The 12475-nt window shown below is 74.3% G+C and carries 10 protein-coding genes; 3 read left to right on the plus strand and 7 right to left on the minus strand.

Annotated elements, in window-relative coordinates:
* Position 1: 1 nt before the first annotated feature.
* Entirely contained in the window at positions 2 to 1567 is a 1566-nt protein-coding gene (locus ASG23_RS02440; protein WP_082515688.1) for a sensor histidine kinase, read from the minus strand.
* Complete coding sequence (locus ASG23_RS02445) at positions 1564 to 2298, minus strand: response regulator transcription factor (RefSeq protein ID WP_056019528.1); 735 nt, start codon at positions 2296 to 2298, stop codon at positions 1564 to 1566. Before ASG23_RS02445 ends, ASG23_RS02440 begins: the two co-directional genes overlap by 4 nt.
* A 191-nt stretch (positions 2299 to 2489) precedes the next feature.
* On the opposite strand from ASG23_RS02445, the gene ASG23_RS02450 reads away from it, so the two are divergent.
* The gene (locus tag ASG23_RS02450) at positions 2490 to 3245 is read left to right on the plus strand and encodes a type 1 glutamine amidotransferase (protein ID WP_082515689.1); all 756 of its coding nucleotides are present in this window, start codon (positions 2490 to 2492) and stop codon (positions 3243 to 3245) included.
* A gap of 51 nt (positions 3246 to 3296) precedes the next feature.
* On the opposite strand, the gene ASG23_RS02455 is transcribed toward ASG23_RS02450, so the two are convergent.
* The 4 genes from ASG23_RS02455 to ASG23_RS02470 all read right to left on the minus strand — a co-directional run bounded on the left by ASG23_RS02455 (position 3297) and on the right by ASG23_RS02470 (position 10254).
* Complete coding sequence (locus tag ASG23_RS02455; protein ID WP_056019531.1) at positions 3297 to 4061, minus strand: PspA/IM30 family protein; 765 nt, start codon at positions 4059 to 4061, stop codon at positions 3297 to 3299.
* Positions 4062 to 4131: 70 nt separating this feature from the next.
* Entirely contained in the window at positions 4132 to 6111 is a 1980-nt protein-coding gene (locus tag ASG23_RS02460) for a TPM domain-containing protein (protein WP_056019533.1), read from the minus strand.
* Positions 6112 to 6175: 64 nt separating this feature from the next.
* Positions 6176 to 7843 (minus strand): DNA repair helicase XPB, encoded by a 1668-nt coding sequence (locus tag ASG23_RS02465; protein WP_056019536.1) that lies wholly within the window; start codon positions 7841 to 7843, stop codon positions 6176 to 6178.
* A complete protein-coding gene (locus ASG23_RS02470; RefSeq protein ID WP_056019539.1) occupies positions 7840 to 10254 on the minus strand; it encodes a helicase-associated domain-containing protein in 2415 nt (804 codons plus the stop codon). Before ASG23_RS02470 ends, ASG23_RS02465 begins: the two co-directional genes overlap by 4 nt.
* Positions 10255 to 10389: 135 nt before the next feature.
* On the opposite strand from ASG23_RS02470, the gene ASG23_RS02475 reads away from it, so the two are divergent.
* Entirely contained in the window at positions 10390 to 11610 is a 1221-nt protein-coding gene (locus ASG23_RS02475) for a M20 metallopeptidase family protein (protein ID WP_082515691.1), read from the plus strand.
* A 7-nt stretch (positions 11611 to 11617) separates the two neighbouring features.
* Here ASG23_RS02475 and ASG23_RS02480 read toward each other — a convergent pair whose 3' ends face one another.
* Complete coding sequence (locus ASG23_RS02480; RefSeq protein ID WP_056020699.1) at positions 11618 to 11965, minus strand: TraR/DksA family transcriptional regulator; 348 nt, start codon at positions 11963 to 11965, stop codon at positions 11618 to 11620.
* A 125-nt stretch (positions 11966 to 12090) separates the two neighbouring features.
* Between ASG23_RS02480 and ASG23_RS02485 the strand changes: the two genes are divergently transcribed.
* The gene (locus tag ASG23_RS02485; protein ID WP_056019542.1) at positions 12091 to 12474 is read left to right on the plus strand and encodes a cold-shock protein; all 384 of its coding nucleotides are present in this window, start codon (positions 12091 to 12093) and stop codon (positions 12472 to 12474) included.
* Position 12475 lies beyond the last annotated feature (1 nt).

Raw genomic sequence — 12475 nt, forward strand, 5'->3', positions numbered from 1 at the left:
ATCAGCCTTCATCCGACGGTAGGAACCCGCCATGGTAGTCCTCAGACCTGAGGCTCGTGACGGGTACGGGGAGCGTCACGCGGACCGTCGTTCCGCCCCCCGGTGTCTGCGAGAGGCGCACCGATCCGTCGTGCGCGGCGACGATCGCGGCGACGATCGCCATGCCCAGGCCGGCACCGCCCGAGTCGCGACCACGGCTGGCGTCCACCCGGTAGAACCGCTCGAAGACACGCGCGGCGTGCTCCGGGTCGATGCCCGGGCCGTGGTCGCGCACCTCGATCGCGCCCTCGCCGGAGGGCAGGAGGCCCACGGCGATCTCGACCGGGGTGCCCGGTGGAGTGTGCTGGACGGCGTTCCCGACGAGGTTGGCCAGCACCTGGCGCAGCCGTGATTCCTCGCCGACGACGACGCACGGACCGCCCCGTGCGCCCTCCTCGAGCGGGACCAGCCGGGTGGCGCGGGCGGGGTCGAGCGCGTGCAGGTCGCTGACCGCGTCGGCGGCGAGCACGGTGAGGTCGACCGGACCCGTGCGCATCGGCCGGCCCTCGTCGAGGCGGGCGAGCGCGAGCAGGTCCTCGACGAGCGCGCCCATGCGGGTGGCGGACTGCTCGATGCGGCGCAGGGTGTCGTCGACCTGGTCGGTCGTGGTCAGCGCCCCCATCCGGTACAGCTCGCCGTAGCCGCGGATGGTGGCCAGCGGGGTGCGGAGCTCGTGCGAGGCGTCGGCCACGAACCGGCGCATGCGGGCCTCGGACGCGCTCTGCGCGCCGAACGCCTTCTCGATCTGCGCGAGCATCCCGTTCAGCGCGGCACCGAGCCTGCCGACCTCCGTGTGCTCGGCAGCGGCAGGCACGCGCTGGGACAGGTCGCCGTCGGCGATGGCGGCCGCGGTGACCTCGATCTCGCGCAGCGGCTTGAGCGACCGTCGGACTGCCCACGTGCCGGCCGCCGCGCCGAACAGCACGATGCCGAGCCCGCTCAGGAGCAGGACGAGGCTCATGTGCCGGACCGTGCGCTCGATGTCGCCCAGCGGGAGGGCCACGACGATCGAGCCTGCCGGCGTGCCGTCCCCTCGGTAGATCGGGTATGCGACGGCTCGCCAGGTGGAGCCGGGCCGCGTGGAGTCGACCGTGAACGGCTCGCCCTCGCGGGCCTCGAGCTGCGCGGTGGTCAGCTCGGGGACGGTCGGGGTGCCGTACCGGTCGGCCGTGGACGGCGAGATGGTCTCCTCGTCGACCGCGCCGACCTCGAGGCGGACGTAGTAGTCGCTGGGCGTCATGCTGCTGCCGAAGCCACGGCTGAGGGAGTTCACCGTGCTCGTCGCCAGGTCCTCGCCCTCGGTCTGCAGCTTGGTGTCGACCTGCCCGACGAGCGTGCCCTCGAGCAGCGCGGCGCTGATGGCACCCGCGAGCACCAGGCCGACGGCCAGCAGCACGGTGACGATGCCGACGAGCCGGGAGACGAGCGTCGTGCCCGCCCACCAGTCGCGCAGCCGCGCGAACCGGCGGCGACCCGACGGTGGGGGCGTCACCTCGACGGAGTCCTCGACCGTCGGGGCAGTCGTCACGACGACTCGCGCAGCAGGTAGCCCACCCCACGCTTCGTGTGGATGAGCGCGGGCAGTCGTCGGCCGTGGGCGTCGTCGAGCTGGTCGATCTTGCGCCGCAGGTAGGAGATGTACGACTCGACGATGTTCGCGTCGCCGCCCCAGTCGTACTGCCAGACGTGGTCGAGGATCTGCGACTTCGACAGCACGCGGCCGGGGTTGAGCATGAGGTAGCGCAGGAGCTTGAACTCGGTGGGGGACAGGTCGACGGGGTGGCCGGCGCGGACCACCTCGTGGGAGTCCTCGTCGAGCTCGAGATCGGCGTACCGCAGGACGCTGGTGCTGTCGTCGAGACCCGGCCGGGTGCGCCGCAGGACCGCGCGGATCCGGGCGACGACCTCCTCGAGGCTGAACGGCTTGGTGACGTAGTCGTCGCCGCCGACGGTCAGGCCCTGAACCTTGTCGGCCGTGTCGTCGCGCGCGGTGAGGAAGAGCACGGGCACGTGCTGCCCCTTCTCCCGCAGCCGCCGGGTGACCGTGAACCCGTCCATGTCGGGGAGCATCACGTCGAGCACGACCAGGTCGGGCTCGACCTCGCGGGCGAGGCGCAGCGCGGAGGCCCCGTCGGCGGCGGCGTAGACCTCGAAGCCGGCGAACCGCAAGGAGGTCGCCAGGAGCTCGCGGATGTTGGGCTCGTCGTCGACGACGAGCAGGCGTGCCTCCGGCGTGCCCGACGGGTGGGATGTCGACATAGGACGAGTGTGGACCTGGAGGCTGGGAGTTCGCTGGGTGAACGCCGAACGCGCCATGCCGGGCCGGGTGTGATGACGCGCACGCGTGACAGATTCATCCGCCGTCCAAACCTGGACGACTGACCTGCAACCGGACAGGTGGGTCAGCCGTTCCCTGTCGACAGACGCCCCGACGGGGGTACCGTCTCCGCGTGACCACCCCCCTGCACGGCGACCGTCGCCCGGTCGTCACCGTCATCCAGAGCTCTCCCGACGTCTCCCTCGACCGCTTCGGCGCGTGGCTCGGCGGCGTCGAGCTGCACATCGTCGCGGCGTTCGCCGGTGAGAGCGTTCCCGTCGTCGACGAGATCGGGGACGGCCTCGTCGTCCTCGGCGGCCACATGTCGGCGCACGACGACGCCACCGCTCCGTGGCTGCCCGAGCTGCGCGCCCTGCTGGCGCACGCCAGCCTGCAGGACGTCCCCACGCTCGGCATCTGCCTCGGCGCCCAGCTGCTCGCCGCCGCTCGCGGCGGTCGCGTGCAGGTCTCGGCCCCTCCCGGGCGCGAGGCCGGGGTCGTCGACGTGCGCTGGCGGCCCGAGGCCAGCGGCGACCCGGTCGTCGGCGCCGTCGCCGCGCTCGCGGACGCCCGGCACCACACCCCGCAGCCGAGCATGCACGCGGACGCGGTCGTCGACCTGCCCCGCGGTGCGGTCTGGCTGGCGTCGTCGGCCATGTACCCGTACCAGGCGTTCCGCATCGGCTCGGCGTGGGGCGTGCAGTTCCACCCCGAGGCCGGCGCAGACACGCTGCGCGGCTGGGCGGACAGCCACGACGACGTCGACACCGACGCCGTGCTGAGCGCGTACGCCGCGCGCGAGGACGAGGTCGTCGCGGTCGGTCGGACGCTCGCCGAGTCGTTCGCCGCCCACGTCCGCGCGAAGGCCCAGGCGGCCCTCGCCGTCTGACCACTCACGAGAGCGCCCGGCCCCCCGGCGGGGTCGGGCGCTCTCGTCGTCTCAGACCGCGTCCTGCGGCGTGACCGGCGTGGTGCCCAGCTGCGCCGGCGCGCTGCCGGCCTTGAGGGCCGCGAGTCGCGCCTCGACCTCGCTCTGCGCCGACGACGACTCGAGCTCCGCGAACTGGGAGTCGAGGGACGACGCGGCGATCTCGGCCTGACCGAGGGCCATCGCCTCCTCGCGCCGCACCTTGTCCTCGAACCGCGCGATCTCGCTGGTCGGGTCGAGGACGTTGATCGAGCTGATCGCCGTCTGCACCGTCTGCTGGGCCTGCGCCGACTTCTGCCGTGCGACGAGGGTGTCCCGCCGGGACTTCAGCTGGCCGAGCTTGTCCTTCATGATCGCCAGGCCCGACTTCAGCTTCTCCACCGTCTCGCGCTGCGACGCGATGATCGGCTCCGCCTCGCGCACCTCACTCTCGGCCGTGAGCTGCTTGCCGAGCGCGATCTTGGCCAGGTTGTCGAACTTGTCGGCGCTCGCGGTGTCCCCGCCCGCGCGGTACTGGTCGGCGCGGCTGGACGCGGCGAGGGCCTTGCTGCCCCACTCGCGCGCGGCGGACACGTCCTCGTTGTAGTCCTGCTCGGCCAGGCGCAGGTTGCCGATGGTCTGCGCGATCGCGCGCTCGGCGTCCCCGATGGAGGCCGTGTAGTCGCGCACCAGCTGGTCCAGCATCTTCTGCGGGTCCTCGGCCTGGTCGATGAGCGCGTTGATGTTCGCGCGGGCCAGCTGGGTGATCCGTCCGAACACGCTCTGCTTCTCGGTCATCGCTCGTGCCTCTCCTCGTCCCTGTCGGCCAGATCGTCCCGGCCGCCGTGCTCGCATGACATCCGTCAGATCAGAAACCGCCGCCGAAGCCGCCGTCGCCGAACCCCCCACCGCCACCGCCGCCTCCGCCGCCCCAGCCGCCACCGCCGCCGAAGCCCCCGCCGCCGCGCAGAACGCTGTCGAGGAGGATTCCCCCGAGCACCATGCCGCCGACGCCGTTGAGGCCACCGACGCCACCGCCGGCGCCGCGACCGCCGCCGTACTGGAGCTCCTGCGCGTGCTCGACGTCCTGCTGCGCCAGCTGCGCGGCCTCGCGGGCGAGCTGCTCTGCCCGCTGGGCGGTGGCGAGCGCCGCCGCGGCGTCCGCGGGACGCTGATCGAGGGCCACGCCGCGCAGTCGCAGTGCTTCGGCGAGCCGCGTCCGGGCCTCGGGACCCACGGCTCCCCGTCGGGTGCTCAGGAAGTCACTCGTCGCGCGCAGCGTCGACTCGAGCCTGCCGAGGAGGTCGTCGAGCTGCTGCTGCGCCCGGCGGTCGCGCTCCAGGGCGTCGCGGGTCGGCGCCAGGGCGGCGTCGAGGGCGGCCTCCGCGTCGGTGATCGCGCGGAGCGCGGCGAGCGGGTCGCCGGTGCCGGCGCGGGCGGCCCGGGCGTCCTCGACGGCGGCGCGCGCGGTCTGGGCAGGACTCGTGAGCTCGGCGCTGCCGCGTGCCAGCCGGTCGACGTCCGCGAGGTCGGCGGAGATGGAGGCGATGGCGGCGTCGATCCGGCCGCCGACCGCCGCAAGCTCCGGTCCTGCCCGGTCCACCGCCTCCAGCAGGGTTGCCACCTGGCTGAGTGCTTCCTCGGCCGCACGGGCGTACCCGACGGCCGTGCTGCGGTCGCCCCGGGTCACGGCGTCCTGGCCGCGCGCGACCGTGGAGTCCACCTCGTCGAGGAGCTGCTGGGCCTGGTCGGGGTTGCGGGCGACCGACGCGAGCGTCGCGGGCGGGTAGGTGGCCGCCAGGGTGGACAGGGTGACCCGTGCCGGGTCCACCTTGCCGCGCAGGGTCGCGGCTGTCTGCGCGTGGCTGTCCAGCGCCTCCCCGACGCGCGCCTCGAGGTCCCGCAGGCGGTCGAAGCCGGACTTCTGGGCGTCGAGCATCCCCGCGACCGACGCGCACGTCCGCAGGATCTCGGTCGCCGTCTGGCGCACCTGGGCCTCGGTGTCCGGGATCTCGTCGTCGAGCGTCTGGCGCAGCCGGAACGCCTCGGTGACCCTCGCCTTGGCCTCGGTGAGAACGGTCTCGAACTCGCCGGTCGCGTCGGCGCCAAACTGCGCCTGCGCGAACCCGAGCTCCTCCTCCGAGGCCTTGACCGCGTCGTCGATCGCGACGAGGGCGGACGCCGAGCGCCGGTCCAGCTCGGGCGTGGGCACCGACGCCAGCTCGTCGGCCGGTCCCGGGGCGCCGCCGGGCGCGCCGACCGCGGCGGCCCGCCGTCGTCGCGACAGGAACCACGGGATCGCGAACAGCGCGCCGATGACCAGCAGCCCGAGGAGCAGGAAGGTGCCGAAGCCGCCGCCCCCGGACGAGCCCGAGCCGGTGGCCTCCGCGCGCAGCGTGTCCGCGGTCGCGACGGCGGCGCCGGCCCAGTCGTCCTCGCGCAGCCGGTCCTCCGCGGCGGTGCTGGCGGCCTCGACCTGGGAGCTGGACAGCCCCTCGACGGTCTGCGGCGCGAGCGCATACCGGCGGGCGTCGACGGCGACGGCCAGCACGAGGTCCTGTGAGCCCAGCCCGGACGCGGCGGCGGTCTCCTGGGCCCACGCCACGGGATCCGCGCCACCGAAGTCGGAGACGTACACGACGTAGAGCTGGTACGGGGTCTCCTCCGCGAGCTGGTCGAGAGCCGCCTGGACCTCGGCCTCGCTCCCCTCCAGCGCGCCCACCTGGTCGGTGATCTCACGCGTGAGCGTCTGCGGCTCCACCGCCGGCAGGAGCCCCGCGCCGACCACCAACGGGGTGGCGAGCAGCAGCGGGACGAGGAGGGACAGGCGACGTCGCAGGACAGGCACCCGCTGATCCTCCCCGGGGGTCTGCGGTGCCGCAACGGCTCACGTCACCCGTCGGCCTCCCGCGTCAGTCGCGCCCTGCCTCCGTGGCGGTGTCCAGGCCCAGGTCCTCCGCGTCGACGATCGAGTACGCGTACCCCTGCTCGGCCAGGAACCGCTGCCGGTGAGCGGCGAAGTCCTGGTCCACGGTGTCCCGGGCGACGACCGTGTAGAAGTGCGCGGTCCGCCCGTCGCCCTTGGGGCGCATGATCCGGCCGAGCCGCTGCGCCTCCTCCTGGCGGGAGCCGAACGAGCCGGACACCTGGATGGCGACGGACGCCTCGGGCAGGTCGATGGAGAAGTTGGCGACCTTGCTCACGACGAGCTTGGTGATCTCGCCGGACCGGAAGGCGTCGAACAGCCGCTGGCGCTCGTGCACCGTGGTCTCGCCGGTGATGAGGTCCGCGTCCAGGTGCTCCGCGAGCGTGTGGAGCTGGTCCAGGTACTGACCGATCACCAGGGTCGGGTCGCCCTCGTGCTTGGCGACGAGCTGCTCCACGACCCGGTTCTTGCCGCGGGCGGTCGCGGCGAGCCGGTACTTCTCCTCCGGCTCGGCGGTCGCGTAGGCCATCCGGTCGGCGTCGGGCAGCGTGAGGCGGACCTCGACGCAGTCGGCGGGCGCGATGTAGCCCTGGGCCTCGATGTCCTTCCAGGGCGCGTCGAACCGCTTGGGCCCGATGAGGCTGAACACCTCGTCCTCCCGGCCGTCCTCGCGCACGAGGGTGGCGGTCAGGCCGAGCCTCCGGCGGGCCTGCAGGTCGGCGGTCATCCGGAAGATCGGCGCCGGGAGCAGGTGGACCTCGTCGTAGACCACGAGGCCCCAGTCGCGGGCGTCGAGCAGCTCGAGGTGCGTGTACACGCCCTTCCGCTTGGTGGTCAGCACCTGGTACGTCGCGATGGTGACCGGGCGGACCTCCTTGCGCGCACCGGAGTACTCGCCGATCTCGTCCTCGGTCAGCGACGTCCGCTTGACCAGCTCGTCGCGCCACTGCCGGGCGCTGACGGTGTTGGTCACCAGGATCAGGGTCGTCGTCGAGGAGCGGGCCATCGCCCCGGCACCGACCAGCGTCTTGCCGGCGCCGCAGGGCAGGACGACGACGCCGGAGCCGCCGTGGAAGAAGCCGTCGACCGCCTGCTTCTGGTACGGGCGCAGCGCCCAGCCGTCCTCGAGCAGGTCGATCTGGTGCGCCTCCCCGTCGACGTATCCCGCGAGGTCCTCGGCGGGCCAGCCGAGCTTGAGCAGCACCTGCTTGAGGTGGCCGCGCTCGGAGGGGTGGACGATGACGTCGGTCGCGTCGATGCGGGCGCCGAGCAGGCCGGCGGTGCGCTTGGAGCGGACCACCTCCATCAGGACCGCCGGGTCGAGGGCGTGCAGGATCAGTCCGTGCACCGGGTCCTGGACCAGCTGCAGACGGCCGTAGCGGGACATCGTGTCGGCGACGTCGACCAAAAGGGCGTGCGGCACCGGGTAGCGCGAGTACTCGAGGAGGACGTCGACGACCTGCTCGGCGTCGTGGCCCGCGGCGCGCGCGTTCCAGAGGCCCAGCGGCGTCAGACGGTAGGTGTGCACGTGCTCGGGGGCCCGCTCCAGCTCCGCGAACGGGGCGATCGCGCGACGGCAGGCCTCCGCCTGGTCGTGGTCGACCTCGAGCAGGAGCGTCTTGTCGCTCTGCACGATGAGGGGGCCGTTGGTCACGAAGTCTCCTGGGGATCGTCTGCCTGTGGGGCGCTCGGCACGGTGCGGGTGACCGTCGCGATGCGGTGCACCGCGACGGTCAGCTCGGACTCGCGAGCGGTGTCGATGGCTCGCAGCCGGCCACCCTCGACCCGCAGGGGTCGCAGCAGCCGCCGCTGCGGGACGCCGTGCGAGCCGACCAGCTCGACCCACACCTCGGCCTTCTCGGCCGCCGCCTCACGCAGGAGCACCAACGCATCGACGGGGTCGGCTGTTCCCGCGCTGGGCACGGGCGCGCTCGGCGGCACCGGCGCACGACGGGCGGGTGAAGGCAGGATCGTGCCCGGAACCCGCACGGCCTCGTCGGCCCTGCGTTCCGCCTCTGCCCGCCGCAGCTGCGGCACCAGCGCGAGCAGGCGGTCGTCGGTGAGGGCCTCCCGCGCGCCGGTGGGGCTCGCGTCCGACGCCCGGCGGCGTGCACCCGCGGTGGCGCGACGTCCCACGCGACGGATCGACGACACCACGTGCACCACCTGCCCGTCCGGTCCCTCCGCGACGGGCGCCAGCCCGTGGGCGCGCAGGGCCTCGACCAGCTCGCGCGCCGGCGCCTGCGCCGCCAGGACGGTCGGCGCGAGCCGGACGAGGCCCAGCGACGCCAGCCGCGGGTCCTCGACCAGCCCCGCCAGCAGCGAGGGGTCGTCGGCACGGACGTAGCCCGAGGCCGACCCGACGCGCAACCGACCGTGGCGCCGTGCGGCGTCGCGGACGAGGTACTCGAGAGGCTGCGGCACGCCCGACCGCGAGTGGGAGGCCAGCTCGGCGAGCAGCCCGTCGGCGGTCGCCCCGGCGTCCAGCGCACGGCGGACGGACTCGGGCGTGAACCGGACGGTAAGCGCGCCGCCGCGGGACTCGACGTGGGCCGTCCGGTCCAGGAGGTCGTCGAGCTCGGGACCGGGCCGTCCCGGCACGACTCCCGTGAGGTCGCCCTGCAGCAGGATCTCGTCCACCGCAGGCGGCAGCGCGGCGGCGAGGGCGTCGGCCGGGTCCGCGGCGGCCACGGCACCGACCAGGGGTGCGGTCTCCAGGAGCAGGGCGCGGCCGGCGTCGGACAGCGCGCCGGCGCCGAGGATCCCCAGCCTGCCGGCCTCGATGAGCATCGCCTGGACCGCGGCGGTCGGCGGAACGGACCGGGGGCCGCGCCAGCGCAGCACGGCGAGGACGTGCGCGGCATCCAGGGCCGTTCCCGGCGGGGTGTCCGCGAGCACGTCGAGCACGGCCCGCCGCAGTCGCGGCGCCCAGGTCCGCTGCAGCTCGGGGTCCAGGGCGGCCCGCACCCCGCCCCGCTCGTCGCGACTGCCGACGAGCCACGGCGTGCGCAGGGTCGAACGCCACGTGCGAGCCAGCGCGGCCCACCGGTCGGGCACGTCGCGCACGGCCCACTCGTCGACCGCGACCGTGGGGGCGAACGACGGGTTGTCCTCGCCGTCGTCGGCGACGAACGCCGCGGCGCCCGCGAGCTCGATCACGAAGGCGGCCTCCGCCTCGTCCGTCTCGAGGGCGGAGGCGACACGCCGCAGCTCGCGCACGCCCAGGCCGCCACCGCGCAGGACGCCGGGCGGCGCCTGCTCCCAGAGGCGGACCAGCCGGGCGACCATGAGCACGATCCGCTCGCCCGCGGCGGCCGACTCGGCGGCGACGAGGGCGTGGCTCCTGTGCGGGACGTCGTCGGGGACCGGCGGCGGGAACGCGGGGGCCGCGTGGGTGCGTCCACCGCGCAGCGCCAGGGCGACGGCCCGCGGCAGGACGACGTGCCGCGAGTCTCCGGGCAGGAGCAGGTGGCGCCGGAGCAGCCAGTCGACGGCCGCGGCGGCCGCGGTGCTGTTGGACGGTGCCAGGCCGACCGGCGGACCCCACAGCAGGGCGTCCAGCACCGGGCGTGCACCGGCGGGTGCGGTCTCGAGGAGCGTCGGCAGGTCGTCGAGGTCGACCGGCTCCGGCGGCGTGCCGCGGCGGATGCCCGCGTCGGCCGGCGCCAGGCCCGCCGGGTACGGGCCGAGGACCTCGGCGAGGCCCGGCGACGGCTGCAGCGGGGCGTCGTCGGAGTCCGGGTACACGAGGGTGCCGACGACCGCGAGCCGCAGCGCCCGCTGGACCAGCGCGACACCGGCCTCGTCGGTCGCGCCGACCGCAGCAGGAAGGTCCGCCGCGGTGAGGGGGCCGGGATCGGAGAGCGCCACGACCGCCTCGAGCACCTGCAGCACGCTCGCGTCGACGCCGGCGAGAGCGCGTTCGAGGCTCGACCGGCTGGTCGCGCGGACCGCGAGGGAGGACAGGGTGGCGGGTGACGGCGACGCCAGGTCCGGTCGGCTGCGCAGCAGCGCGACGAGCTCGTCGTCGTTCCGCTCGCGCAGGTAACCGGTGAACGTGGGCATCCGCACAACCTTACGCGGAGCGGGAGGTAGGCGGGGGGTCGGCTACTGCCCAGTAGCGGCGTCTGGCACGCTCGACCCAGGTCCCCGGCTCCGTGCTCGGGCCTCCCTGTCCCCATCGCCCCGGAGGCCAGCCGCGTGACCCTCTCCGCCGAGACGCTCGCCGCACTGCGTTCCGACGCGGCCGCGCAGCTCCCGTCCCTCGTCGAGCTGCGTCGTGCCCTCCACCGCACCCCGGAGATCGGCCTGCACCTGCCCGCCAGCCAGCAGCTCGTGCTCGACGCGATCGCCCCCCTCGACCTGGAGGTCCGCACCGGCACCGCGCTCAACTCGGTGGTTGCCGTGCTGCGCGGCGGGCGGCCCGGACCCGCCGTCCTGCTGCGGGGGGACATGGACGCCCTTCCCGTCGCCGAGGACTCCGGCGAACCGTTCACCTCCGAGCGCGCCGGGGTCATGCACGCGTGCGGCCACGACCTGCACGTCGCCGGTCTCGTCGGCGCCGCGCGGCTCCTGGCCGACCGTCGTGACCAGCTCGCCGGCGACGTCGTCCTCATGTTCCAGCCCGGCGAGGAAGGCGACCACGGTGCACGACTGATGATCGAGGAGGGCGTCCTCGACGCGGCCGGCTCCCGGGTCGTCGCCGCGTTCGCCCTGCACGTGCTGTCGTCCACGCTGCCCGCGGGCCTCGTCGCGTCGAGGCCTGGCACCGCACTGGCGGCGGCCGACTCGGTCGTCGTCACCGTGCACGGGCGTGGCGGGCACGGATCGATGCCGCACCTCGCGGCCGACCCGGTGCCCGTCGCCGCCGAGATCGTCCTGGCGCTGCAGGCCATGGTCACGCGGCAGTTCGACGTGTTCGACCCCGTCGTCGTCACCGTCGGCAGGATCGAGGCCGGCACGACGGACAACGTCATCCCCACGACCGCCGTGCTGGAGGCGACGGTGCGGTCGTTCTCCGAGGCCACGCACAGGGTCGTCCCGGAGCGGCTGACCCGGGTCGTCGACGGCATCGCCGCGGCCCACGGGCTGACCGCCACCGTCGACTACCGGCGCGGGTACCCGGTCACGTCGAACACTGCCGCCGAGGTGGACCGCGCCGCCGGCCTGGTCCGCGGCATGTTCGGTGAGCAGGCGTACCTGGCTGCCGCGCAGCCCCTGTCAGGCGCCGAGGACTTCTCCTACGTGCTCCAGGAGGTGCCTGGCGCATACCTCGGGCTCGGCGCGACCCCGCCCGGCGAGGACCCCGCGACCGCGGCCTACAACCACTCCGCGCGGGCCCGGTTCGCGGAGGAGTCGCTCGCGGTGGGACCGGCGGTGCTCGCGGCGCTGGCGCTCGACCGGCTGGCGCAGGGCGCGTAGCCCCGGGTCAGCGTCCCGCGCAGCCCACGCAGGTCGTCGCCGTGGGCCGCGCCTCCAGCCGTCCCGCCGCGATCGGCTCACCGCACCGGGCGCAGGTCCCGTACGTGCCGTCGTCGAGCCGCGCGACGGCGTCGTCGACGGACTCGAGGCGTGCGAGCGCGTCGCGGACCAGCGCGTCGACCTGAGCGCGCTCGAACGCGATCGTGGCGCCCTCGGGGTCGTGCTCGTCGTCGGCGTTGCTGTCGCGGGACGCGTCGACGACCGCGCGGTGCTCGCCCTGCAGGGCGGACAGGCGCTGGAGGGTCACGGCACGGAGCTCCTCGAGCCTCGCGCGGGAGGTGGCGTCGGCGGTCATCACCGGGAGAACGCCCGGGCTGCCCACAGCCTTCCCGTCCAGGTACGAGCTGGCGGGGATATTCACGGGCAGTGCCCGGTAACCTGGTGGTCAGTACGTCCTTCTTCTCATGAACGGGGTTCACCGTGCCTACCGGCAAGGTCAAGTGGTTCGACACCGAGCGCGGCTTCGGGTTCATCGCCGGCGACGACGGCGGCGAGGTCTTCCTGCACGCGTCGGCTCTGCCGGAGGGCGTCAACGCGCCGAAGCCCGGCGCCAAGGTCGACTACGGCGTCGCCGACGGCCGCCGCGGTCCGCAGGCCCTGTCGGTCAAGCTGCTGGACCCCGTGCCCTCTGTCGCGAAGGCCGCGCGCAAGCCCGCCGACGACATGGCCGTCATCATCGAGGACCTCATCAAGGTCCTCGACCGCGTCGGCAACGACCTGCGTCGTGGCCGCTACCCCGAGAAGGCACGTGGGGTTCAGTACGCCGCCCTGCTGCGAGCCGTCGCGGACGACATCGAGGCCTGAG

The sequence above is a fragment of the Cellulomonas sp. Leaf395 genome (assembly GCF_001424125.1).
Lineage (GTDB): Bacteria > Actinomycetota > Actinomycetes > Actinomycetales > Cellulomonadaceae > Cellulomonas.